The sequence below is a fragment of the Streptomyces sp. NBC_00353 genome (assembly GCF_036108815.1).
Taxonomy (GTDB): domain Bacteria; phylum Actinomycetota; class Actinomycetes; order Streptomycetales; family Streptomycetaceae; genus Streptomyces.
Genome location: NZ_CP107985.1, coordinates 2,290,321 through 2,313,535 on the forward strand (window position 1 = coordinate 2,290,321; position 23,215 = coordinate 2,313,535).

Here is a 23,215-nt window from a genome sequence, read left to right on the forward strand (position 1 = left end):
CGGGGACGGTCAGAGACGCTCGATGACGGTGGCGATGCCCATGCCGCCGCCCACGCAGAGGGTGGCGAGGCCGTACCGCTTGTCCTGGCGCTCCAGTTCGTCGATGAGCGTGCCGAGGATCATCGCGCCGGTGGCGCCGAGCGGGTGTCCGAGCGCGATGGCGCCGCCGTTGACGTTGATCTTGTCGAGGGAGAGCCCCATGTCCCGGGCGAAGCGGAGGACGACACCGGCGAACGCCTCGTTGATCTCGACGAGGTCGATGTCGTCGATGGTGAGTCCGGCCTTGGCGAGGGCCTTGCGGGTGGCGGGGGCGGGGCCGGTCAGCATGATGGTCGGCTCGGAGCCGGAGACCGCGGCGGAGACGATCCGGGCGCGCGGCGTCAGGCCGTACCGCTCGCCGGTCTCCTTGTTGCCGATGGCGACGAGTGCGGCGCCGTCCACGATGCCGGAGGAGTTGCCCGCGTGGTGGACGTGGTCGATCTTCTCGACCCAGTGGTACTTCTGCAGTGCCACGGCGTCGAAGCCGCCCAGCTCGCCGATGGTGGCGAACGAGGGCTTGAGGGCGGCCAGCGAGTCGGCGGTGGTGCCGGGGCGCATGTGCTCGTCGTGGTCCAGGACGACGAGGCCGTTGCGGTCCTTGACCGGGACGACGGAGCGCGCGAAGCGGCCGTCCTTCCACGCCTCGGCGGCCCGCTCCTGGGAGAGCGCGGCGAACTCGTCGACGTCGCGGCGCGAGAAGCCCTCGATGGTGGCGATGAGGTCGGCGCCGACGCCCTGCGGGGCGAAGCCGGTCTCGTAGTTGGTCATCGGGTCCATCGCCCAGGCGCCGCCGTCGGAGCCCATCGGCACCCGCGACATCGACTCGACACCGCCTGCGAGGATCAGGTCCTCCCAGCCCGAACGGACCTTCGCTGCGGCCAGGTTGACGGCTTCCAGGCCGGAGGCACAGAACCGGTTCTCCTGGACGCCCGCCACCGAGTCCGGGAGTCCGGCGGCGATGGCGGCGATCCGGGCGATGTCGGAGCCCTGGTCGCCGAGCGGGCTGACCACGCCGAGGACGATGTCGTCGATGGCGGCCGGGTCGAGGCCGGGGAAGCGGTTGCGGATTTCGTGGATGAGGCCGACGACGAGGTCGATCGGCTTGGTGCCGTGCAGGGCGCCATTGGCCTTGCCGCGGCCGCGCGGGGTGCGGATCGCGTCGTAGACAAATGCTTCGGTACTCAAGACAGCAGCCTTTCGGGGGTGGTCGATCGTCGGGGTCAGGCGAGCAGCGAGCGGCCGATGATCTCCTTCATGATCTCGGTCGTTCCGCCGTAGATGGTCTGGATGCGGCCGTCGGTGAACGCCTTGGCGACCCGGTATTCCGTCATGTAGCCGTAGCCGCCGTGGAGCTGGAGGCATCGGTCGGCGACGCGCTTCTGCAGTTCGGTGGCCCACCACTTGGCCATCGAGGCGTGTACGGCATCGAGTTCGCCGTTCGAGTGGTCGACGATGCACCGGTCGATGAAGGTCCGGGTGACGGCGCACTCGGTGGCCATCTCGGCGATCTCGAACCGGATGTGCTGGAGCTTGGAGAGCGGCCGCCCGAAGGCTTCGCGCTCCTTGACGTACTGGGTGGTGATCTCCAGGAGGTACTCGGCGGCGGCGATACCGGCGACCGCTATGCCCATCCGCTCCTGTGCCAGGTTGGTCATCAGGTGGATGAACGCGCCGTCGCGCTCACCGAGCAGGTTCTCCTTGGGGACGCGGACGTCGTTGAAGAACAGCTCGGCCGTGTCCTGGGACTTCTGGCCGATCTTGTCCAGGTTGCGGCCCCGCTCGAAGCCCTCCGTGCCGCGTTCGACGACGATCAGCGAGAGTCCCTTCGCGCCGCCCTCCGGGGTGGTCTTCGCCACGACGACCACCAGGTCGGCGAGGATGCCGTTGGAGATGAACGTCTTGGAGCCGTTGAGCAGCCAGTGGTCACCCCTGTCCTCGGCGGTGGTGCGGATGCCCTGGAGGTCGGAGCCCGCGCCGGGTTCGGTCATCGCGATGGCGGTGATGATCTCGCCGCTGCAGAAGCCCGGCAGCCAGCGCCGCTTCTGTTCCTCGGTGGCGAGCCCGGTGAGATAGGGGCCGATGATGTCGTTGTGCAGGCCGAGCGCGAGTCCGGGGGCGCCGGCCCGGGTGAACTCCTCCGCGAGGACGGCGCTGTAGCGGAAGTCGGTGGTGCCGCCGCCCCCGTACTCCTCGGGTACGGCGAAGCCGAGCAGCCCCTGCCGGCCGGCCGCGAGCCAGGCCTCGCGCGAGACGATGCCGTCCTTCTCCCACTGCTCGTAGTGCGGGAGGACTTCCTTGGTCAGGAAGGTCCGGACGGTCTCACGGAACGCGTCGTGCTCCTCGGTGAAGATCTGCCGCTGCACTGCGGGCCCCCTAGAGCCAGTTCTTGACGGTGGAGATCAGCCGGGCCGGATCGGGGCCGACCGGGATGACGTTGAGCATGGTGACGCCGGACTCGCGGAACGCCTCGACGCGGTCGCGTACGTACCCCTCGGGCCCGCACAGCGACATGAGCTCGCAGAACTCGTCCGGGACGGCGGCCTCGGCCTCCTTCTTCTTCCCGGACAGGTAGAGCTCCTGGATGAGCGCGGCTTCCTGCTCGTATCCGTACGCGACGGCGAGGTCGTTGTAGAAGTTCTTGCCCTTGGCGCCCATTCCGCCGACGTACAGTGCGATCTGCGGGCGGGCGAGGTCCCTGAGCGCGGCCGCGTCGTCGCCGATGGCCAGCAGCCCGCCGGCGACGGTCTGCAGCGCGCCGCGCGCCGGGTCGCGCTCGGCAGCGCCCTCCGCGAGGGCCGTGCCCCACACCTGCTTGGCCTTCTCGGGGAGGTAGAGGGTGGGCAGCCAGCCGTCGGCGATCTCGGCGGTCAGCCGGACATTGGCGGGGCCGAGCGAGGCGATGTAGAGCGGGATCTCCTCGCGCACCGGACGGGTGAGGATCTTCAGGGGCTTGCCGAGCCGGCCGCCCTTCTCCTTGGGCAGCGGCATGTCGGTGATGCCGTGGTGGTCGATGACCTCGCGGCGCCAGATCCGGCGGCACAGTTCGACGGTCTCGCGGGTCCGGCCGAGCGGCTTGTCGTACGCCTTGCCGTGCCAGCCCTCGACGACCTGCGGCCCGGACGCGCCGAGCCCGAGCAGCGCCCGGCCGCCGGAGATCGCGTCGAGTCCGGCGCCGGTCTGGGCGATCAGCGCGGGGGTGCGGGAGTAGACGTTGAGGATCGCCGCGCCGATCTTCATGCGTTCGGTGCGGGCGGCCAGATAGCCCATGAGGGTGGGCGAGTCGAAGCCGTAGGCCTCCGCGACCCAGACGGCGTCGAGTCCGGCGGACTCCAGGGCTGCGACCTGGTCGCAGGCCTCGCGCGGGTCGCCCGCGTAGTTCAGCGGCAGGGAGAGTTCCATCAGTCGGTGGTGTCCTTCCGGGGCCGGTGCATGCTCGGTACGTCCCAGTCGCGGGCGACGTCCTCGGTGTCCGCGCCGGGCTGCGCGGGTCCGCTGCGTACGGAGACGGGTGTGGACGAGAAACGGGGTGCGGGGGCGGGCTGGGTGAGCCCGCCGTGTTCGACGAAGGTGGAGCGGGCGGCGAGGTGCGGGTGGTGCGGGGCCTCGCGGAGCGAGAGGACGGGGGCCACACAGGCGTCCGTGGCTTCGAAGACCTCGGTCCACTCCGCACGGGTCCGGGTCCTGAACCGGTCGGCGACGACCGTGCGCAGCTCCTCCCAGCGGGTGACGTCCTTGCGGTCCGGGGCCCGGTCCTCGATGCCGAGGAGCTTGATGAACTCGTCGTAGAACTGCTGCTCCAGCGGGCCGACCGCCATGTACTGGCCGTCGGCGGTCTCGTACGAACCGTAGAACGGACAGCCGCCGTCCAGGAGGTTGGAGCCTCGCCGGTCCTGCCAGCCGCCGGCCGCCAGCATCCCGTGGATCATCGTGGCGAGATGGGCGGCGCCGTCGACGATCGCCGCGTCCACGACCTGGCCCGTGCCGCCGGGGGTGCGTGCGTGCTGGAGGGCGGCAAGGACGCCGACGACGAGATAGAGCGAGCCGCCCGCGTAGTCGCCGACCAGATTGGCGGGGACGGTGGGCGGCTCGCCGGGCTTGCCGATCATGGAGAGCGTGCCGGTGAGTGCGATGTACGCGATGTCGTGTCCGGCCCGCTCGGCGAGTGGCCCGTCCTGGCCCCAACCGGTCATCCGCCCGTAGACGAGGCCGGGATTGCGGGCGAGACAGGCGTCGGGGCCGACGCCGAGACGTTCGGCGACGCCCGGCCGGTAGCCCTCGATCAGGATGTCGGCACGTTCGACCAGGTCCAGGACGCGGTCCGGGCCGCCCTCGGCCTTGAGGTCGACGAGCACGGAGCGTTTGTTGCGGTTGGTGAGGTCGTACGCGGGATCGATGCCGAGTCCCGATCCGGCGGGCCGGTCGACCCTGACGACATCGGCGCCGAGGTCGGCCAGGAGCATCGCGGCGAACGGGCCGGGGCCGATGCCCGCCAGTTCCACCACGCGTACGCCCGCCAGTGGGCCGTGCTCTGTCGTTGCCATCAAGCCCCCAGCGGTGTGACACAACTGATGTAACAGCGATGATGCTAAGAACGTGCTGCGCTCCGCACAACCCCTTGAGCCGAGCAAGCGCTTAGTTCTTTCCCCTGGATCCTCCCTCACGATCGCCGCCCGGCTGTACACCGCCACGACCCCCTCCGCTAACCTCTGCCTGCTACATCGGCGCCGGCCCCTGCGGAGGCACTCGTGAACAGGCAGAACGGGGCACAACGCCCCTATGACATAGTCCTTTTCGGCGCCACCGGCTTCGTGGGTGCCCTCACTGCCGAATATCTCGCCGCCCACGCACCCGACAGCTGCCGCTGGGCGCTGGCCGGCCGCAGCCCGGCCAAGCTGGCCGAGCTGCGCGACCGCCTGACCGCGATCGATCCGCGCTGTGCGGACCTTCCGCTGCTGCACGCCGACGCCGACGCCCCCGACGCGCTGCGCGAACTCGCCGAATCGGCACATGTGGTGGCCTCGACCGTGGGTCCGTACGTCTGGTACGGCGAGAAGCTGGTCGCCGCCTGCGCGGAGGCCGGGACGGATTACACGGACCTGACCGGTGAAGCGGAGTTCGTCGACCGGATGTACCTGGAGCATGACGCGCGGGCCCGCGAGACCGGGGCCCGGCTCGTGCACGCCTGCGGCTTCGACTCCGTACCGCACGACCTCGGGGTGTACTTCACCGTCCAGCAGCTGCCGCAGGACGTGCCGCTGACGATCGACGGTTTCGTCCGCAGCAATGCCGTCTTCTCCGGCGGTACGTTCGCATCCGCACTCACCGCGATGGGCCGCGGCCCGCAGATGCTGCGCGCCGCCCAGGAGCGCCGGCTGCACGAACCACGCCTGGTCGGCCGCCGCGCCCGCGCATCGCTCGGCACCCCGCACTTCAGTGCGGAGACCGGCACCTGGGCGCTGCCCCTGCCGACACTGGACCCACAGGTCGTCGAACGCTCGGCGCGGCGGCTGGCGCGGTACGGCCCCGACTTCCGCTACCGCCACTTCGCCTCGGTGAAGCGCCTGCCGGTGGCGCTCGGCGGCACGGCCGCGATCGGCGCGCTCCTCGGCATGGCTCAGCTGCCGGCCGCACGGAACTGGCTGATGGACCGGTACGAGCCGGGGGCGGGCCCGGACGCGGAGCGCCGCAGGCGGAGCTGGTTCACGGTGCGCTTCGTCGGGGAGGGCGGCGGCCGCCGGGTCTTCACGGAGGTGTCCGGCGGCGACCCCGGCTACGACGAGACGGCGAAGATGCTCGCACAGGCGGCGCTCTGCCTCGCCCTGGACGAGCTTCCGCCGACATCGGGGCAGGTCACCACGGCCGTCGCGATGGGTGACGCGCTGCTGGAGCGGCTGCGCGGGGCCGGGCTGCGCTTCCGGGTCGCGGCGGTCCGCTGAGCGGATCGGCCACTCGCCCCGTCGCGGGAGGACTCGGCAGGCCGGCGGAGCTGCCGGTCAGAGCATCCAGGACGCGAGCGTACAGATCATCGAGATGGTCCACACGACGCCCGCGAGGACCCCGAGGGTCATTCCCACGGCGAGGCGCCGTTGGGCGACATGGACAGTTCCGGTACGTGCAGACGTTCGATGATCGTTCATGCGTACAAGGGTGCCGGTCATGATCGGCAGGCGATATCCGTACACATACTCAGGTGGGGGCGGCCGCCCGTACTCAGGCGGTCGCTTCCCTGAGCACGTGCCTGCACAGCGCGTCGGCCCTGCGGGTGGTCTCCGGCTGGCGAAAGTCCCTGGCCAGCAGGAGCGTGTACGCGCAGGCGTTGTCCAGGCCGGTCCGGTGTCCGACCGAGACGTACACCGGTTTGGTGCCGTCCTGGGTGCGCAGTGCCCGGCCCACCTCCTCGTCCCCGTCGAGGAGCGGCGAGGAGTCACCGCGCCGGGGGCCCGGCTGTTCGTACGTGAAGGTGAACGGGTTCTTGGCGACGCCGATGACGGGGAGTCCGGTGAGAACGCCCAGGTGGCTGGCGAGCCCGAAGCGGCGCGGGTGCGCCCTGCCGTAGCCGTCGCAGACGACGAGACCGGGGTCGACCGGCAGGGCCTCCAGCGCGGCCAGCACGGTCGGGATCTCCCGGAAGGCGAGCAGTCCCGGGACGTACGGAAAGGTGACCCGCCCGACGGCGGTGGTCTCCGCGACGACGTCCAGAGTCGCCGCGTCGAGCACGACCGCCGCCGCGACCACGACATCGCGCTCGTCGTCGTAGGCGACGTCGACACCGGTCGCCCGTCCCGTGCCGGGCGGCGGGCCCGGCTCGTCCAGCACCACGCGGGCGCGGAGGGCGTCCTGGATGGCGCGGGCTTCGGCTGCGTCGGCGGGAGTGCGGAAGGTCGTCATGGTGCCGACCAGCTTAGAAGTCCCGTCCGGGCGGGCTCCGATGCGGCCTCGATAGGGTGCCATTCATGTTCGTACTCGAGTTGACCTACACCGCCCCCGTCGAGCGTGTCGACGCGCTGATGGAGGCGCATGTCGCCTGGCTGGACACGCAGTACGCGGCCGGGGTCTTCATCGCGTCCGGCCGCAAGAACCCGCGCGACGGCGGTGTGATCCTCGCCGTGGGGGACGACCGCGCGCAGATCGAGAAGATCGCGGCGGCCGACCCCTTCGCGGCCGAGGGCGTGTGCGCGTACCGGATCACGGAGTTCATCGCGACGAAGACGTCGGACGAACTCGCCCCGTACCAGCAGCAGTTGCCCTGACGTCGGCCCCTAGGCCGACCGGGCGATCCGCCCCTTCTCGCCCGCCGCCCAGCAGCCGCCGTCCGGTGTGCAGTCCACGGTGTCGTACGAACCCGTGTCGACCGTGCGCCAGGTGCGCCCGCCGTCCGTCGTCAGGTCCGTCCCGGTCGGGCCGACGGCCAGTGCCGTGGAGCGGGTGTGCGGAACCCAGGCGACACCGGAACGGTAGGCGGGCGGCGCGGTGGTGGACTGCTGCCAGCTGCGGCCTCCGTTGCCCGTGACGGCGGCGGCGTCCGGCGAGGCCTGGTCGGCCCGGTAGTCACCGCCGACCGCGATGCCGTGCGTACGGTCACGGAACGCCAGGCCGAAGACGCCTCGGGCCGGGTCTCCGGCCGGGATCGTCGATTCGGTCGCGGTCCAGGTCAGCCCGCGGTCGGCGGAGTGCAGCACCCGGGCGGTGGCCGCGCCGCCCGTCGCCAGCCAGACGTCCTTCGACCCCGAGCTGACCAGGCACTGGCCGCCGGCGGCGAACCCCGCCTCGCCTGCCTGGGCGTCCGGCATCCCCGCCGTGGGCAGCACCTTCCAGCTGCGGCCGCCGTCCGCGGTGGACAGGATGCGGAATTTTCCGTCCACCGGATCGCTCATGGCGAGGCCGTGCCGGCTGTCGAAGAAGGTGAGGCAGTCGTAGAAGGCACGGGCATCGGTGTTGCGGAAGGACTCGGTCCAGGTGGTCCCGCCGTCGTCCGTACGGAACACCCTGGAGGCGTCGCCCTCCCCGATGGCCAGTACCACCGCGCGCCGTGCGTCGAAGGCCTCGATGTCGCGGAACTCCAGGGCCGCCTCCGCCGCGCCGGGCGGCGCCACGTCACGCCAGTGGCGGCCACCGTCGGTGGTGCGCAGGACCGTGCCCTTCGAGCCCGCGGCCCAGGCGGTGCGGCTGCTGACGGCGGCGAGGCCGCGGAAGCGGGCATCGGTTCCCGTCTCCGTGAGCGTCCAGGCGGGCCGGTGGCCGGGTCCGTGCCGCTCCCCCGGTGCTGCCTGCGCGGCCGGAGTGGCCAGTGCGGCGGTCAGCGCCGCCCCGCACAGTCCCCATGACATCAGTCGTCTCGTCTTCCCCTTGAGCCTCATGGCGCAGGAAGCTAACCCACCGTCAGTACGCCGTCCAGGGTGCGCCCCCTCGAAGCTGACATCCCGATCGCGGCAACGTCACACGGTGACGCAGCTCACGCCGTCCACAGGGCACGGTTCGGAGACTTCTGTCGTCTCTGTCGGTGCCGGACCGTTCATCCGGCCCGAGGGGGAGCAGGTCGTGTCCATCGTTATCGAGCAGTCCGTGCAGGCCCGCATGGTCGCGTCCGCGCCGCGCATGGAGACCCTTCCCGCCACGCTGCAGTACGACCGCAGAGACCCGTTCGCCGTACGCATGGCGTTCCCTGCTCCGGCGACGCTGGAAGGCGCCGAGGTGGCCTGGGAGTTCTCCCGCGAACTGCTGGCGGCGGGCATGGACGCGCCGGCCGGTGACGGGGACGTACGGATCAGGCCGTTCGGTTACGACCGTACGGTTCTGGAATTCCATGCCGCCGAGGGCATCGCGATGGTGCATGTTCGGACGGGGGAGCTGCGCCGCTTCCTCCGGCGGGCGCAGGCGCTGGTCCCGCCGGGCGATGAGCACCGGTACCTGGATCTCGACCGCAGTCTGGCGGACCTGCTCGGCGGAGCCTGCTGACCAGGACTCCCCCGGCGGCTCCACCGGCCCGGGTTCCGCCGCACCCGTCGGCGCGGCCGGGATCGACGTAAATCGTTTGCTGCCCCGCGAAGCCCGGTCGTACCGTTCGTGACGTCCTTGTTGTCGTCGGATCGGAGAAGGACGTTGCTCGTCTGAGGCCGTGAGACACCGCGTTGCGCGCCGTGTCCGGACAGTTCATGCCCGTCCATGTCTGTCATGTCTGCGCGCCCGAGTGCGACCTCAGCTCTTCGAGCCGTCCTCCGCAACCGGGGCTCCTCCTTGGCCGTGCGCCATGCCTGTGGAACGCCCTTGACCGGTGTCTCACCCGTTGCCTCCTGACCCTTCCTCGCAACCGGGAGATCCGTATGTCTGCCCCCATGACTCACATCGCCTGTTCGTCGCTCTCCTTCGCCTGGCCGGACGGCAGTGAGGTCTTCGACGACTTCCAGCTGGCCGTGGGCCCCGGAAGGACCGGCTTGATCGGTCTCAACGGCTGTGGAAAATCAACACTGTTGCGGCTCATCGCCGGTGAGCTCACCCCCGCCGACGGCTGTATCCGGACACTGGGCGAGATCGGCCACCTGCCGCAGAACCTGGTCCTCGACACGGCTCTGCGGGTCGATGCCGCCCTCGGCATCGCGGAGATCCGGGCCGCACTGCACGCCATCGAGGCGGGTGACGTCCGCGAGGAGTTGTTCGCGGCCGTGGGTGACGACTGGGACGTGGAGGAGCGCGCCCGCGCCACCCTCGATCAGCTCGGCCTCGGTCACATCGGACTCGACCGCACCATCGGCGAGCTGTCGGGCGGCGAGTGCGTGCTGCTGCGCCTCGCCGCACTCCTGCTGGCCCGTCCCGGGGTGCTGCTGCTGGACGAGCCGACGAACAATCTGGATCTGTACGCCCGCCGGCGGCTGTACGAAGCGATCGATGCCTGGACGGGTGTGCTGATCGTCGTCAGTCACGACCGTGAACTCCTGGAGCGTGTCGACCAGATCGCGGATCTGCGGGACGGTCAGGTCACGTGGTACGGCGGGAACCTCACGGCGTACGAGCAAGCACTCGCCGTCGAGCAGGAGGCGGCCGAGCGCATGGTGCGGGTCGCCGAGGCCGACGTACAACGCCAGAAGCGCGAACTGGCCGACGCCCAGTTCAAATTGGCCCGGCGAAAGCGCTACGGGCAGAAGATGTGGGACACCAAGCGCGAGCCGAAGGCGGTCATGGGCAACCGTAAGCGGGCCGCCCAGGTATCGGCCGGCAAGCACCGCGTCCTGCACGCCGGGAAGCTGGCCGAGGCGAAGGAACGCCTCGGCGAGGCTGTCGAGGCCGTGCGCGACGACGACGAGATCCGGGTCGAACTGCCTCACACAAAGGTCCATCCGGGCCAGGGGGTGCTCGTACTGCGCGAGCTCGAACTCGCTTACGGGGCCCGGGTGCCCGGAGAGTTCGAGGTGCGCGGCCCGGAGCGGATCGCCCTGGTGGGCCGCAACGGCGCGGGCAAGACGACTCTGCTGCGCACGCTGGCCGGTGAGCTGACACCGGCGGCCGGTGAGGCAACGGCCCATCTGCCGCTGCGTTTTCTTCCGCAACGCCTGGATGTGCTCGACGACGGGATGAGCGTCGTGGAGAACGTGGCGCGGTTCGCACCGGACGCGACGGAGAACCGGATCAGGGCGAAGCTGGCGCATTTTCTGTTCAAGGGGCCGCGGGCGGACCGGCCTGCGGGAACGCTGTCGGGCGGGGAACGTTTCCGTGCGGCGCTGGCTGCGCTGCTGCTCGCCGAGCCGGCGCCGCAGCTGCTGTTGCTGGACGAACCGACGAACAACCTGGACATGGCGAGCGTGCGCCGGCTGACGGCGGCTCTGGAGTCGTACGAGGGGGCGCTGATCGTGGCGAGCCACGATGTGCCGTTCCTGGAGTCGCTCGGGATCACGCGCTGGCTGTTGCTCGACGGCGGACTGCGTGACACGACGGCCGAGGCGGTACGCGCGGAAATGTGAGGAGTGCGGGCGGATCGGCGGACGGATTAGGACCGGACGGGGGGCGGTGGCAGCGCTCGCCACCGGGGCGCGATCCCGGCCGCCGTACCCCTGCATCAGTGAGTTCGCGACACTCGGAAACTGCGTGATGTACCTCTCCGCACACCGAGCGTGACCTGCATACATAACGGTACGTAAGCGAATTCCGGGTGAGTGGGCTTGGCGGGGGCCTTACTCCCGCCTTAACCTACGGTCTCGTAACCTACGAGGCCGTAAGTAATTCTCCCGTCCCCAGGAGCCCCCGTGACGATCACCTCTCCCCACCTCGGCAGTTCGCAGGCGTGGACAGACGCCCAGCTGCTGTATGCCCTGGAAGAGGTGGTGGAGAAGGAGCTCAACCGCCATCTCAAGGTCGCCAAGGACTGGATGCCCCACGAGTACGTGCCGTTCTCGGACGGCAGGAACTTCCCCGGCATCTTCGAGGACGGCGAGGCCTGGCAGGCCGACCAGTCCAAGGTCACCGACATCGGCAAGATCGCACTGGTCGTCAACCTGCTGACCGAGGACAACCTCCCCAGCTACCACCACGAGATCGCCTCCCTCTTCGGCCGTGACGGCGCCTGGGGCACCTGGGTGCACCGCTGGACCGCCGAGGAGGGCCGGCACGGCATCGTGATGCGCGACTACCTGCTCACTTCGCGGGCGGTCGACCCGGACAAGCTGGAGCAGTTCCGGATGGCGCACATGGCGGAGGGCTTCGAGTCCGACAACCGCCACTCGATGCTGCACTCGGTGGCGTACGTCGCTTTCCAGGAGCTCGCGACCCGCGTCTCGCACCGCAACACCGGTCACCAGTCGGGCGACCCCGTCTGCGACCGCATGCTGTCGCGCATCGCCACCGACGAGAACCTGCACATGGTCTTCTACCGCAACCTGCTCGGTGCGGCCTTCGAGCTCGCCCCGGACCTGACGATGCAGGCCGTGCGCGACGTCGTGGTCAACTTCCGGATGCCCGGCCACGGGATGCCCGGCTTCGAGCGGGCCGCCGCGCAGATGGCGATCGGCGAGATCTACAACATGCGGATCCACCACGACGACGTGATCCAGCCCGTGCTGCGCTACCTGAAGGTCCTGGACATCGACGGGCTCGGCCCGGACGGACTGAAGGCGCAGGAGGAGCTGGGGCTGTACATGGGCGGCCTGGACAGCGAGGCCGCCAAGTTCGACGAGAAGCTGGCCGCGCGCAAGGCGCGGATGGCAGCCCGCGCGGGCGCCTGACCCACGGACCCCACAGCTCATCGACGGCCCACGAGCCCGCTCACTCGTGGGCCGTTCTGCGTGGACGGCGTCGCGCACGTCGGGGACCGGGTGCCGGCGCAACAGCCTCAGCTGGGTGCGGCGTGCGGCGGCGGAGTCACCATGCCGCTTCCCGGTAGTCCTTGAGGAAGACGCCGGAGACGGGCGATCCCGCCTCGCCGCACACGACCGGGTGATAGACGCGGGCGGCGCCGTCCACGATGTCGAGCGGAGTACGGAAGCCTCCCGCGGCGATCCGTTCCTTCTTCGGCACCGGATTCTCGTCGGTGATCCAGCCGGTGTCGACGGCGCACATATGGACGCCCTGGGCGGCGAGTTCGGCGCCGCTGGTGCGGGTCAGCATGTTGAGGGCGGCCTTCGCCATGTTGGTGTGCGGGTGCCCGCCGGTCTTGTTCCGTACCGCGAACCGGCCTTCCACCGCCGTCACATTGACGATGTAGCGGCGCGGCCGCGGGGAGGCCAGCAGAAGGGGGAGCAGCCGGTCGCAGAGGAGCGCGGGGGCCAGAGCGTTGACGAGCTGGGTCTCCAGGATTTCGGCGGGGTCCAGTTCACCGATCCGCGCTGACCAGGAGTTCACGGGCGCGGTGTCGGGGAGCAGGCCCGCCTCGTCGACGGCGGGCAGCGGACCCGCGTCGTCGGTGCGGCGCAGCAGTCCGGTCTCCACGGCGTCGGGCAGCACGAGCGCCAGTGCGCTCGACGCGGAGGGGCGTTCGAGGGCGGTCATCGGTGCATAACCGGGGGCACGGAGCACACCGGCGGGCAGTGTTCCGTACTCCCCCGCCGCCAGCGACGCATACGACCGGGGTGGACGGCGCACGGTCTGGGCGGCGTTGTTGATCAGGATGTCGAGCGGCTCGCCCGTTTCCCGCAACTGCTCGCACAGGCCGAGGACCTGGCGCGGGTCGCGGAGGTCGACGGCGGCGACGGTGAGCCGGTCGAGCCATTTCGGGCTGTCTTCGACGGCCCGGAAACGGCGCAGGGTGTCGTGCGGGAAGCGGGTGGTGACGACGAGTTCGGCGCCGTCCCTCAGCATCATCAGCGCCAGTTGGAAGCCGATCTTGACCCGGCCTCCGGTGAGGAGGGCGCGGCGTCCCGACAGATCCGTGGAGAGCGCGCGACGGGACCGGTTCTCCGTCGCGCATTCCGGGCAGAGCAGATGGTAGAAGGCGTCGACCTGCCGGTACCGGGTCTTGCAGATGTAGCAACGCCGGGCCCGCGCCAGCGTTCCCGCCGGACGCACGGGTACCGCGCCGGAGTCCAGCGGGGCGTCCTCGCGCCGGTCGGCCGCACCGGTCGCCGTCGCCGAGGTGACGGCTGCGTCGGCCACGATCCGCTGCTCGCCGCGTATTTTGCGGCGCCCCAGCCGGCCGTCGCGGGTGAACGAGGCGGCGACCTGTTCGGCGCGCAGCCGGGCGGGGGCGTCGGCGGGCAGTGCCCGGAGCCGGCCGACGAGCCGGTCGAAGGCCGCCAGGTCCTCGTCCGTGAAGCCACTGTCCATCGATCCGCCCCTCGCGGTCCCCGGCCGGAATCGAACCGGCGTCCTTCCGCATGCCGTGCGGACGCGACTGCCTCTGCGCTACGGGGCCCCGAGAGGAGGACCTGCCAGAACGGCCGGATTCGAACCGACGTATCCACCCCGGCGAGGCGGCGCGCCTGCCTCTGCGCTACGTCCGGGCATTGGGGAGATCCTAACCAGCTGTCACCCTTGCGTCCTCACGAATTATTTCGGCCGCCCGCTCGGCGATGGCCACCGTGGGCGCATGGGTGTGTCCACGGGTGATGCGTGGCATCACCGACGCGTCGACCACCCGCAGCCCCGCCACGCCGCGCACCCGCAGCCGGGGGTCGGTCACCGAGGCCGCGTCCTCGCCCATCCTGCAGGTGCCGACCGGATGGTAGAGCGTCTCGGCTCCGGTACGGATCGCCTCGGCGAGACGCGCGTCGTCGACCGGGCCGGGGTACGGGCCCATCGGACCCGAGGTGTGCGCGGCCAGGGGCGCGGCGGCGAACAGGGACTCGGCGCGGCGGACTCCGGCGACCATGCGCTGCAGGTCCGACTCGGCGGTCAGATAGCCGGGGTCGATGCGGACGCCCGGGGCACCGTCGGCGTTCTCACCGGTGTCCGGGTCCAGGGTGATACGGCCGGCGCTCTCGGGCTGGAGCAGAACCACGCCGATGGTGATGCCGTGTTCGGTCGGGGCGGTCAGACCGTGGTTGATGAACGGAGCCGGGGCAAATATCAGCTCCAGGTCGGGCGCGGCGAGTTCCGGGGTGGAGCGGATGAACGCCACCGCTTCGGCGAGGTTCGAGGTGAGCGGCCCACGACGCGCCAGCAGGAAGCGGCCGACATTGGCGAGACTGTCGGCTCCGGTCATGGTCACCGGCTGCGGACAGTGCACGGTCACGGCGAAGGACAGATGGTCCTGGAGATTGCGGCCCACGTCCGGGGATGCGGCCCGCACCTCGATGCCGGACTCACGCAACTGGTCCGGGTCGCCGATGCCGGAGCGAAGCAGCAGCTGCGGTGATCCGATCGCTCCGGCACTGAGGATGACCTCGCGGCGTGCGGTGAGCGTGGCCGCGCCGTGGCCGCCTTCGGTGACGACGCCGGTGACGCGGGTGGCGTCGTCGGTGTCGAAGGCCAGGCTGCGGATGCGGGTTCCGGTGAGGACGTCGAGGTTGGCGCGGCGGCCGGCCGGCTTGAGGTAGCCGTCGGCGGCGCTCCAGCGGCGGCCCCGGTGGACACTGACCGGGGTGAGGGCACTGCCACTGTGGTCGGGGGCGTTCAGCTCGGGCAGGAACGGCAGACCTTCCAGCGAGCAGGCGTCGAGGAAGGCGGCCGTCAGTGGGCTGGGGGCGCGTGGCGGCGAGATGAAGAGGGGACCCTCGGTGCCGTACACCGTGCCGTCGCCGGTCGGACCGGTCCACCGCTCCGCTCGGCGGAAATACTGTACGAGCGCATCGTGGGACCAGTCCGCACCGGCTGACCCGGCCCAGGCGTCGTAGTCGTCGCGGTGCCCGCGGACCCACATCATGGCGTTGATCGACGAGCATCCGCCGAGGGTGTGGCCCCGGGGCCAGTACAGTTCCCGGCCGCCGAGGGCCGGTTGCTTCACCGTACTGAAGTCCCAGTCGTACGCGGTCTTGAAGAGCTTCGGGAAGGCGGCCGGAATCCGGATCTCCGGCTTTCGGTCACGCCCGCCCGACTCGACGAGCGCGACCCGGACGGTGGGGTCCTCGGAGAGTCGCGCGGCCAGCACACAGCCGGCCGACCCCGCCCCGACGACGATGTAGTCGTACTCGCTCAACTCGGCTCCTCCTGGACTGTGGACTCAGGAACGCGCAGGGCCGAATTGTGGCATGTACAGGGGAAGTTCAGGCCTGCTTGCGCTCAACTCTGCGCAACCGTTCCCGCTCCTTCTCCGAGAGGCCGCCCCAGACGCCGAACCGCTCGTCGTTGTCGAGGGCGTACTCCAGGCAGGCCTCCCGGCCCTCGCAGGCGTTGCACAACTGCTTGGCCTCACGTGTGGAGCTGCCGGGGGCAGGGAAGAAGAATTCGGGTCCCGCTTGCGCGCACAGCGCTGTCTCCTGCCAGGCGAGTGCGGGGTCGGTCACGGTGTTGATCAGCATGGCGGACACAGTGCCCGGTCGCGATAAACGACTGATCAACGACGCATCAATGCGGAGCTCGCACGGCCTCCGGTCAGCTCCCCGGTGTCCCGGCGCTCTTGATCACCGCGAAGTGTGCCCCGTACGGATCGGCGACATTGGCGAGCGTGCCCACACCCTGCACGTCCATGGGTTCCAGCGTCAGCTTGCCGCCCAGCCGCTCGACGTCCGCGACCGCGGCGTCGCAGTCGTCGACTTCGAAGTACGGCAGCCAGTGCGGTCCCAGAACGGCCTGGGTCGGAACGGTGTTGAGGGGTACGATCCCGCCGAAGTCGGCCTCGTCGCCGCCACCCTCGGTGCGGATCGCAGTGTAGGACCCACCGCCGCCGGGGAACGGCGTCCGGGAGGTGTCCCACCCGAAGACAGCGCGGTAGAACGCGGCGGCCGCGGGCACGTCCGGGGTGTACAGCTCGGCCCAGCAGAGCGTGCGCGCAACGCCCACCGCGCCCAGGCCCGGGACCTTTCTCGGCTGCCAGGTCCCGAAGTACGCCCCGCCCCGGTCGGTGAAGCCGCCCATCCGGCCGAAATCGAGGATGTCCATGGGCGGGAAGGGCACCGTGCCGCGGGCCTGCTCGACCGACTTCGCCGTGGCATCGACGTCAGGCGTCCGGAAGTAGACCGACCAGGACGACTTCGCCTGCTCCGGCGGGACGGTCATCGCGCCCGCGACAGACTTCCCGTCCAGCATGAACATCCCGTATCCGCCGGTCTCGGGACCGCCGGGCACGAATTCCCAGCCGAAGAGGCCTCGGTAGAAGGTGGTGGCCCCATCGAGGTCGGGCGTGCCGAGATCGAGCCAGTTGGGGGATCCGGTGACAAAATCGGTGGTGAGCATCGCGCGGCTCCTTCAGCGAGTCCCGTACCTGTACTGCAGCGGTATCTCCTGACCTTCCGAGTCTTGCACCGGGCGCTGACAACCGCGGTCCGCGCAACGCCGGAATCCATTGCGCCGGAGCACGGCGGCCTCGGTGCCGCCCGCCGCAGGTCATGTGCGGGTCGCTCCGGCGGTACGGGCGACGTCCGCGCTGATCACGCAGGCGCGCACCGAGTGGTTCCTGACGCAGGCGCGGACCTGTGTGTCGGCCCTGGAGGCCCTGCCGCTCGTCCCGGTCGAACGCCGCCCGCCCGCACCCTGGCCGTCCACCGTTACCGGCCCGCCCGGCCGTCCCTGTCATCGGCCCGTGGCACGATATGTCTCACTCGGGCAGGTGTCGGGCAAGACGGCAGCGGGGCTGCGCGGACAGAGGAACGTACATGACAGAGGCCGGGGAGACGGATACCGGGGCTCCGACGGGGAAGGCCGCCCGGGAGTTGCTCGCGCGCGCCGAGCAGCTGCTGGGCGCCGCTCGTGCGGTGCTGTCCGATCACACCCGCGCCGTCGAGGCCATACACGCCGAACTCACCCCGATCCTCGACTCCCTGATCCGCCGCGAGCTGGCCGCCATCCCGGTCTCCCGGCTCAAGGACGTCACCGAGGGCCGGTTGCGCATCGGCGCGGTCGAGCAGGCCGGTTACGCCACCGTCGGCCAGGTCCACGAGGCCAATCGGTACGAGCTCCGTCAGATTCCCGGCGTCGGTGCGCAGACCGCCGACCAGGTGCTGGCCGCCGCCGGGCAGATCGCCCACGCGGTACGCGACACGGTCGCCGTCCGGATCGATGTGGAAGCGCCGGACGAGTCCACCACCGCCCTGATCACGGCCCTGCACCGGCTGGTCGAGGCCGGACCGGACGTCCGGCGGGCGGTGGACGCGGCCCGACGGCTCGTCGGCCGACTGGAGCCGCTGCTGACGGAGGCCGGGCCGGCCCGTGGGCGGCTGCGCATGCTGTTCTCCGGCCGGCAGGCCCGCGCGACGGCGCTCGCCGCCGTCGCGTCCGTACGGACCGTCGTCACGGACGCGGCGGAGCGCGGACTTCCGCTGCTGTTCGGGCAGGTGTCGGTCGATCTGCTGCGGGCCCCGGAGTCGGACGTCGCGGCCTGGGTCGACTTCGAGCTGCGGTCCGCCGAGTACTACAGCCTGCTCGCCGAGGTGTCGGGCACCGGCCCCGACCGGCACGCCGCCGAGGGGTTCCTCCCCTCCGGGATCGCGGACCGGGTGCGCGGGGTGCGGCTCGACGACGCGCACCTGCGGGTCTCGCTGCGCGGATACCAGTCGTTCGGCGCCCGTTTCGCGCTCGCGCAGAAGCGGGTGATTCTCGGCGACGAGATGGGGCTCGGCAAGACCGTGCAGGCCATTGCCGCGCTCGCGCACCTCGCGGCGCGGGGCGAGACGCACTTCCTGGTGGTGTGCCCGTCGAGCGTGCTGATCAACTGGGCGCGCGAGGTCCGGGCCCGCTCCACGCTGCGGGTCCTGCCGGTGCACGGCCCCGAGCGGCAGGAGGCGTTCGCCGAGTGGCACGAGCGCGGCGGGGTCGCCCTCACCACGTTCGACGCTCTGCACACCCTGCCGGCCGCCCGGGACGGAGGGAAGCGGCCCGGCATGCTGGTCGTCGACGAGGCCCACTACGTCAAGAACCCGGCCACCCGCCGCTCGCGCGCGGTGTCCGGCTGGGCAGGACACACCGACCGGGTGCTCTTCCTGACCGGTACGCCGATGGAGAACCGCGTCGAGGAGTTCCGCAGCCTGGTCCGCCATCTCCAGCCCGAACTGGCCCCGTCCATCAGCACCACCCATGGTGTCGCGGGTTCGCACGCCTTCCGCAGAGCCGTCGCGCCCGCCTATCTGCGCCGCAACCAGGAGGACGTGCTGACCGAACTCCCTGCGCTGGTGCAGGTCGACGAGTGGGAGGAGTTCAGCGAGGCCGATCTTGCCGTCTACCGCGAGGCGGTCGCCGCCGGGCAGTTCATGCGGATGCGCCGGGCGGCGTACGCCCGCCCCGAGACCTCGGCAAAGCTGAACCGGCTGCGCGAGCTGGTCACGGAGGCCGCCGGCAACGGGCTCAAGGTCGTCGTGTTCTCGTACTTTCGCGAAGTGCTCGCCACGGTCCGGGAGGCCTTGGGCGAAGGCATGTTCGGACCGGTCTCCGGGAACGTTCCGGCCGCCCGGCGGCAGGAGCTGATCGACGAGTTCAGCGCGGCGGACGGCCATGCGGTCCTGCTGAGCCAGATCCAGGCAGGTGGCGTCGGACTGAACATGCAGGCCGCGTCGGTGGTCATCCTCTGCGAGCCGCAGATCAAGCCGACGATGGAGCACCAGGCCGTGGCCCGCGCCCACCGGATGGGGCAGATACGCACGGTCCAGGTGCACCGGCTGCTCGCGACGGACAGTGTCGACCAGCGGATGCTGGACATCCTGGCCCGCAAGGAGCGGCTGTTCGACGCGTACGCACGGCGCAGCGATGTCGCCGAGACGACACCGGACGCCGTGGACGTGTCGGAGAGAAGCCTGGCCCGGCGCATCGTCGAGGAGGAGCAGCTGCGCCTCGCGACGGGCACGACCGGAGGCTGATCCTCAGGACTTCTCAGCCTTTGGCGGGTCGGTCTTCATGTCATGCATGTCATGCATGTCGTGCGGGTCGTAGCCCGGGACCGTGCCGTCCGCCTTGGCGACCAGCAGCAGTCCGGCCATGCCCATGTCGGAGTGGCTCTGCACATGGCAGTGGTACATCCAGGCGCCCGCGCCCACGTGTTCGCCCGCGATGACCTGGAAGCCGAAGGAGTCCGCCGGGCCGACGATCTTCGTGTCGATGACCCGGCTGGGGTCGTCGGGGCCGGTGAGCAGCCCCGTGCGGTTGTCCGCCCAGCGATGACCGTGGATGTGGAAGGTGTGGTAGTACTCGCCGTGCGTGATCATGACCACTTCGAGCCGGTCACCCACGGTGGCCTCGAAGTTGGGGCTCTCGGTCGCCGGCTTGTTGTTGATCGTCATGTCGTTGAAGACGATGGTGATCGTCTTGTCCGGCAGGATGTCACCCTTGCGCCGGACGATCACCGGACCGTACAGCCCCTTGCGGATGCCGCCCGAGCCGTGGTCCGTCCCGACGACATGGTCGTGGTAGTGCCAGTAGCCCGCACTGCCCGGCTGCCAGGTGCCGTCCTTCCTGCGGCCCGGCGCATGGGTGCGCCAGGTGTACGTGCGTGTGCCGCCCGGTTCGACGATGCTCTTGTTCATCCGGGTGCCGTCGCTCGCGATGTCGTAGTCGACGCCGTGCGCGTGGAGGCTGGCGGCCACATCCATGGTGTTCTCGAACTCGATGTGCAGGGTGTCGCCCTCGTTGATCTCGATGAGCGGCCCCGGGACCGTGGCCTTGCCCTTTTCGAACCCGTAGCCCATCCGACCGTCCGCCAGCTTCTCCGCGTACAGCTTGAGATGGCGGACCACGCCGCCCGCCGGAGCGGTTTTCGGCGGGGGCTCCGCCGAGGTGGCCTCGATCGTTCCTAGAGACAACGATGTCACTCCGGCCGCCGCGGCGACCCCGCCGCCCACCAGGAACCGGCGATTGAAGTTCCTTCGATCCATGTCGAACTCCCCACTGTCATAAGGGTATTTGCGGAGGTTTCCAGAGACCGGCGGGGTGCACGTGACCCCTGGGACGGGCCATACGGTAGCCCGGAGATTTTCGTTTATCCACACTAAGGACAAAGTTCGCGCCATTGCCGCCATAGCTATTGGCGAGTCGCGAAAAGAGGTCTAGCTTCATCCGCTGTTGCAGTGACTCCATGCTGTTGCAGTGACCAAAGAGGGGTGGGTGACCACATGCAGCGCACACCACATCACCGGTCCAGATCGCGACGCGGACTTGCGGCGGCCGTGGCGGCCGGCGCGCTGACCGTCTCATTACTCGGCCAGAACGCCGCCGATGCCAGACCTCATCCGGTGGACACGCAGTCGATGGCGACAACGTTGTCCCTGCCGTCTCCGCCCGGCGGCACCAACGTGAAGGTGCTGGTCTTCCACGCCTCGGCGACCGACGAGTCCCCGACCGTCGACGCCGGTATCGCGACGATCGAGAAGATCGGACTCACCGGACCGGAGGCCGGGCGGTTCAGAACTGTCGCGACCGACGACCCGGCCGTCTTCACCAACGGCAAGCAGCTCGGCAAGTACAACGCCGTCGTCTTCCTGACCGGCGGCGGCGATGTCCTCGACCCGGAACAGGAGGCCGGTCTGGAGGCGTACATGGAGGCCGGCGGTGGCTTCCTCGGCATCCATGACGCGGCGCGCACCGAACCGTACTCGGACTGGTTCACCGGCCTGGTCGGCGCCCGTCCGGCAGCCGACAGCCCAACCGCCGTACAGCGGGCCACGGTTGAGATCGGGGACCGGCAGCACCCGGCGACGAGGAACCTGCCGCTGGAGTGGAAGCGCCCCGACAGGTGGCTGAACTGGACGAAGAACCCGTCCGGCGATGTGCACACCGTGGCCCGCGTCCGCGAGATCACGTACAAGCCGGGGGCCAGTGCCAACGGCTGGGACCACCCGGTGTCCTGGTGCCGTGACTATGACGGCGGCCGGTCCTTCTACACCGCGATGGGCGGTACGGTCGACAGCTTCGCGGAGACGGACTTCCGCGACCATCTGCGGGGCGCACTCGCCTGGACGACCCGGATCTCGCGGGCCGACTGCAAGGCGACGATCACCTCCAACTACAAGGCGGAACGGGTCACCCAGCCCAATCAGCCCGGTCAGAACGACCAGATCGGCGAGCCGCACGGACTGGTCGTCGCGCCCGACGGACGGGTGCTGTACATCGGGCGCGGTGGCGCCGACAGCAGCAAGCCGGTGGTCACCGACTGGAACGACCCGAACATCGGCAAGGGCCTGGGCCAGATCCATGTCTACGACCCCAAGACCAGGAAGGTCACCCTCGCCGGAGAGCTGACCGTCTTCGGGAACAAGGGCGGCGGTGACGAGCTGGTCAAGGTCGAGGAGGGCCTGCTCGGGATCGAGCTGGACCCGGACTTCGAGACCAACGGCTGGGTGTATCTGCACTACACGCCCCACTCGAAGATCGACCGCGACAAGCAGATGGCGGTGCGTCAGGTCTCCCGGTTCACTCTGGACCTGGCCACGAACAAGCTGGATCTCTCGTCCGAGAAGGTGCTGCTGCACTGGCCGGTCCAGATCCACAGCTGCTGCCACGCGGGCGGCGGGATGGCCTGGGACTCCAAGGGCAACCTGTACATCGCGACCGGTGACAACAACTCCTCCGGATTCAGCGACGGTTATTCCGGCAACAACCCGGCACCGAACTACAAGGGCGTGTCGTTCGCCGATGCCCGGCGCACCGCCGGCAACACGAACAACCTCAACGGGAAGATTCTGCGGATCCACCCCGAGGACGACGGCACGTACACCCTGCCCGAGGGCAATCTCTTCACCGGCAAGGAGCCGGACGAGGGCGGCGGCAGGACCCGCGGCGAGATCTATGTGATGGGCGTACGCAACCCGGCCCGGATCTCCGTCGACAAGACCACCGACACCCTGTACGCGGGCTGGGTCGGCCCCGACGCGGGCGCGCCGAGCACCACGTGGGGTCCGGCGAAGTACGACACGTTCGCCGCGATCACCAAGGCGGGCAACCACGGCTGGCCGTACTGCATGGGCAACAAGCAGCCGTACCGGGACCGCAATCTTCCGGACCCGAGCAAGCCGCTCGGCTGGTACGACTGCGATCATCCCAGGAACGAGTCGCCGAACAACGACGGTCTGGTGAATCTGCCGCCGATCACGTCCAACACCATCTGGTACTCGCCGCAGGGCGGTGGCGTGGACTACCCGCGCGACGCGAACGGCATACCCAGCTACAAGGTGGCGGAGCAGAAGCAGTTGCTGCCGTGGCTCAAGGGCGGCGGCCAGGCGACGATGAACGGCCCGGTGTACCGGTACGACGCGGCGAGCGCCAGCGCCGACAAGTGGCCGTCGTACTGGGACGGCAAGTGGTTCGTCGGTGACTTCTACGACGACACGCAGCCGCGGCATGCCGTGCTCACCGACCCGAAGACGGTCGGCAAGGGCGGTCTGCCCACCCACGCCGAGTCCCTGAAGAAGATCATCCCGGTCGGGGCGGACGGCATCCGCAACCTGATGGACTGGAAGTTCGCCCCGGACGGTTCGCTGTACGTCCTGGACTACGGGCGCGGCTTCTTCACCTCCGACTCCAAGTCCGCGCTGTGGCGTGTGACGTACAAGGGCGGCGAGCCGACCCCGGCCGCCTCGGATCTGGCCAGGAAGGCGGCAGTGCAGTGAGACACCGTTCGTTCTTCGCGCGACCCCGGTACCGGCCCGCCCGGTTGTGGCTTGCTCTGCTGGGTTCGTTA

At 70.0% G+C, this 23,215-nt stretch carries 19 protein-coding genes and 2 tRNA genes; 7 read left to right on the plus strand and 14 right to left on the minus strand.

The features are described 5' to 3' along the window. Nucleotides 1–9: 9 nt before the first annotated feature. Genes OHA88_RS10740 through OHA88_RS10755 form a run of 4 tightly spaced genes read right to left on the minus strand, consistent with a single transcriptional unit; the run spans nt 10 to nt 4,580 of the window. Nucleotides 10–1,224 carry an acetyl-CoA C-acetyltransferase gene (locus OHA88_RS10740; protein WP_266999679.1) on the minus strand — a complete coding sequence of 405 codons (1,215 nt, stop codon included), beginning with the start codon at nt 1,222–1,224 and terminating at the stop codon, nt 10–12. Nucleotides 1,225–1,259: 35 nt separating this feature from the next. After that, the gene (locus OHA88_RS10745) at nt 1,260–2,402 is read right to left on the minus strand and encodes an acyl-CoA dehydrogenase family protein (protein ID WP_266999681.1); all 1,143 of its coding nucleotides are present in this window, start codon (nt 2,400–2,402) and stop codon (nt 1,260–1,262) included. 10 nt (nt 2,403–2,412) lie between these two features. After that, nucleotides 2,413–3,438 carry an LLM class F420-dependent oxidoreductase gene (locus OHA88_RS10750; RefSeq protein ID WP_328625298.1) on the minus strand — a complete coding sequence of 342 codons (1,026 nt, stop codon included), beginning with the start codon at nt 3,436–3,438 and terminating at the stop codon, nt 2,413–2,415. Continuing rightward, nucleotides 3,438–4,580: a CaiB/BaiF CoA transferase family protein gene (locus OHA88_RS10755; RefSeq protein ID WP_328625299.1), complete on the minus strand. Its 1,143-nt coding sequence runs from the start codon at nt 4,578–4,580 to the stop codon at nt 3,438–3,440. The genes OHA88_RS10750 and OHA88_RS10755 overlap by 1 nt, the downstream gene beginning before the upstream one ends. Nucleotides 4,581–4,784: 204 nt before the next feature. Here OHA88_RS10755 and OHA88_RS10760 point away from each other — a divergent pair, with 204 nt between their 5' ends. Beyond that, nucleotides 4,785–5,975, plus strand: coding sequence for a saccharopine dehydrogenase family protein (locus OHA88_RS10760; RefSeq protein ID WP_328625300.1), 1,191 nt, complete (start codon nt 4,785–4,787; stop codon nt 5,973–5,975). 57 nt (nt 5,976–6,032) lie between these two features. Here the strand turns inward: OHA88_RS10760 and mmpA are convergent, their stop codons facing one another. Next, complete coding sequence (mmpA, locus tag OHA88_RS10765; RefSeq protein WP_328625301.1) at nt 6,033–6,176, minus strand: morphogenic membrane protein MmpA; 144 nt, start codon at nt 6,174–6,176, stop codon at nt 6,033–6,035. 73 nt (nt 6,177–6,249) lie between these two features. After that, nucleotides 6,250–6,927: an endonuclease V gene (locus OHA88_RS10770; protein ID WP_328625302.1), complete on the minus strand. Its 678-nt coding sequence runs from the start codon at nt 6,925–6,927 to the stop codon at nt 6,250–6,252. Between the two features lie 65 nt (nt 6,928–6,992). Between OHA88_RS10770 and OHA88_RS10775 the strand changes: the two genes are divergently transcribed. Continuing rightward, nucleotides 6,993–7,289 carry a YciI family protein gene (locus OHA88_RS10775; RefSeq protein ID WP_328625303.1) on the plus strand — a complete coding sequence of 99 codons (297 nt, stop codon included), beginning with the start codon at nt 6,993–6,995 and terminating at the stop codon, nt 7,287–7,289. 9 nt (nt 7,290–7,298) lie between these two features. Here the strand turns inward: OHA88_RS10775 and OHA88_RS10780 are convergent, their stop codons facing one another. Then, nucleotides 7,299–8,396: a WD40/YVTN/BNR-like repeat-containing protein gene (locus OHA88_RS10780; RefSeq protein ID WP_328625304.1), complete on the minus strand. Its 1,098-nt coding sequence runs from the start codon at nt 8,394–8,396 to the stop codon at nt 7,299–7,301. A gap of 181 nt (nt 8,397–8,577) precedes the next feature. Between OHA88_RS10780 and OHA88_RS10785 the strand changes: the two genes are divergently transcribed. The 3 genes from OHA88_RS10785 to OHA88_RS10795 all read left to right on the plus strand — a co-directional run bounded on the left by OHA88_RS10785 (nt 8,578) and on the right by OHA88_RS10795 (nt 12,248). After that, nucleotides 8,578–8,994: an SsgA family sporulation/cell division regulator gene (locus OHA88_RS10785; protein WP_326606776.1), complete on the plus strand. Its 417-nt coding sequence runs from the start codon at nt 8,578–8,580 to the stop codon at nt 8,992–8,994. Nucleotides 8,995–9,359: 365 nt separating this feature from the next. Then, complete coding sequence (locus tag OHA88_RS10790; protein ID WP_328625305.1) at nt 9,360–10,991, plus strand: ABC-F family ATP-binding cassette domain-containing protein; 1,632 nt, start codon at nt 9,360–9,362, stop codon at nt 10,989–10,991. Nucleotides 10,992–11,273: 282 nt separating this feature from the next. Then, nucleotides 11,274–12,248: an acyl-ACP desaturase gene (locus OHA88_RS10795; RefSeq protein WP_266999701.1), complete on the plus strand. Its 975-nt coding sequence runs from the start codon at nt 11,274–11,276 to the stop codon at nt 12,246–12,248. A 136-nt stretch (nt 12,249–12,384) separates the two neighbouring features. Here OHA88_RS10795 and OHA88_RS10800 read toward each other — a convergent pair whose 3' ends face one another. The 6 genes from OHA88_RS10800 to OHA88_RS10825 all read right to left on the minus strand — a co-directional run bounded on the left by OHA88_RS10800 (nt 12,385) and on the right by OHA88_RS10825 (nt 16,791). Further along, nucleotides 12,385–13,785, minus strand: a complete 1,401-nt coding sequence (locus tag OHA88_RS10800) for an SDR family NAD(P)-dependent oxidoreductase (protein ID WP_328625306.1) — start codon at nt 13,783–13,785, stop codon at nt 12,385–12,387. Between the two features lie 14 nt (nt 13,786–13,799). Continuing rightward, a tRNA-Ala gene (locus tag OHA88_RS10805) sits at nt 13,800–13,873 on the minus strand. Nucleotides 13,874–13,887: 14 nt separating this feature from the next. Next, a tRNA-Gly gene (locus OHA88_RS10810) sits at nt 13,888–13,963 on the minus strand. A 12-nt stretch (nt 13,964–13,975) separates the two neighbouring features. After that, nucleotides 13,976–15,595 carry a GMC family oxidoreductase gene (locus OHA88_RS10815; RefSeq protein WP_328625307.1) on the minus strand — a complete coding sequence of 540 codons (1,620 nt, stop codon included), beginning with the start codon at nt 15,593–15,595 and terminating at the stop codon, nt 13,976–13,978. Nucleotides 15,596–15,662: 67 nt separating this feature from the next. Next, nucleotides 15,663–15,917 carry a WhiB family transcriptional regulator gene (locus OHA88_RS10820; protein WP_093779462.1) on the minus strand — a complete coding sequence of 85 codons (255 nt, stop codon included), beginning with the start codon at nt 15,915–15,917 and terminating at the stop codon, nt 15,663–15,665. 73 nt (nt 15,918–15,990) lie between these two features. After that, nucleotides 15,991–16,791 (minus strand): VOC family protein, encoded by an 801-nt coding sequence (locus OHA88_RS10825; protein WP_328625308.1) that lies wholly within the window; start codon nt 16,789–16,791, stop codon nt 15,991–15,993. Nucleotides 16,792–17,210: 419 nt separating this feature from the next. On the opposite strand from OHA88_RS10825, the gene OHA88_RS10830 reads away from it, so the two are divergent. After that, nucleotides 17,211–19,403, plus strand: coding sequence for a DEAD/DEAH box helicase (locus OHA88_RS10830; RefSeq protein WP_328625309.1), 2,193 nt, complete (start codon nt 17,211–17,213; stop codon nt 19,401–19,403). Between the two features lie 3 nt (nt 19,404–19,406). On the opposite strand, the gene OHA88_RS10835 is transcribed toward OHA88_RS10830, so the two are convergent. Then, nucleotides 19,407–20,414: a multicopper oxidase domain-containing protein gene (locus tag OHA88_RS10835; protein WP_328625310.1), complete on the minus strand. Its 1,008-nt coding sequence runs from the start codon at nt 20,412–20,414 to the stop codon at nt 19,407–19,409. Between the two features lie 237 nt (nt 20,415–20,651). Between OHA88_RS10835 and OHA88_RS10840 the strand changes: the two genes are divergently transcribed. Further along, nucleotides 20,652–23,144: a ThuA domain-containing protein gene (locus OHA88_RS10840; protein WP_328625311.1), complete on the plus strand. Its 2,493-nt coding sequence runs from the start codon at nt 20,652–20,654 to the stop codon at nt 23,142–23,144. Nucleotides 23,145–23,215: the final 71 nt, after the last annotated feature.

Bases quoted from the DNA above. Each gene is read 5' to 3' on its own strand.
- OHA88_RS10750 (WP_328625298.1), bottom strand. From the start codon at position 3,438: ATGGAACTCTCCCTGCCGCTGAACTACGCGGGCGACCCGCGCGAGGCC.
- OHA88_RS10755 (WP_328625299.1), bottom strand. From the start codon at position 4,580: ATGGCAACGACAGAGCACGGCCCACTGGCGGGCGTACGCGTGGTGGAA.
- mmpA (WP_328625301.1), bottom strand. From the start codon at position 6,176: ATGAACGATCATCGAACGTCTGCACGTACCGGAACTGTCCATGTCGCC.
- OHA88_RS10770 (WP_328625302.1), bottom strand. From the start codon at position 6,927: ATGACGACCTTCCGCACTCCCGCCGACGCAGCCGAAGCCCGCGCCATC.
- OHA88_RS10775 (WP_328625303.1), top strand. From the start codon at position 6,993: ATGTTCGTACTCGAGTTGACCTACACCGCCCCCGTCGAGCGTGTCGAC.
- OHA88_RS10780 (WP_328625304.1), bottom strand. From the start codon at position 8,396: ATGAGGCTCAAGGGGAAGACGAGACGACTGATGTCATGGGGACTGTGC.
- OHA88_RS10790 (WP_328625305.1), top strand. From the start codon at position 9,360: ATGTCTGCCCCCATGACTCACATCGCCTGTTCGTCGCTCTCCTTCGCC.
- OHA88_RS10800 (WP_328625306.1), bottom strand. From the start codon at position 13,785: ATGGACAGTGGCTTCACGGACGAGGACCTGGCGGCCTTCGACCGGCTC.
- OHA88_RS10820 (WP_093779462.1), bottom strand. From the start codon at position 15,917: ATGCTGATCAACACCGTGACCGACCCCGCACTCGCCTGGCAGGAGACA.
- OHA88_RS10825 (WP_328625308.1), bottom strand. From the start codon at position 16,791: ATGCTCACCACCGATTTTGTCACCGGATCCCCCAACTGGCTCGATCTC.
- OHA88_RS10830 (WP_328625309.1), top strand. From the start codon at position 17,211: ATGACAGAGGCCGGGGAGACGGATACCGGGGCTCCGACGGGGAAGGCC.
- OHA88_RS10835 (WP_328625310.1), bottom strand. From the start codon at position 20,414: ATGGATCGAAGGAACTTCAATCGCCGGTTCCTGGTGGGCGGCGGGGTC.
- OHA88_RS10840 (WP_328625311.1), top strand. From the start codon at position 20,652: ATGCAGCGCACACCACATCACCGGTCCAGATCGCGACGCGGACTTGCG.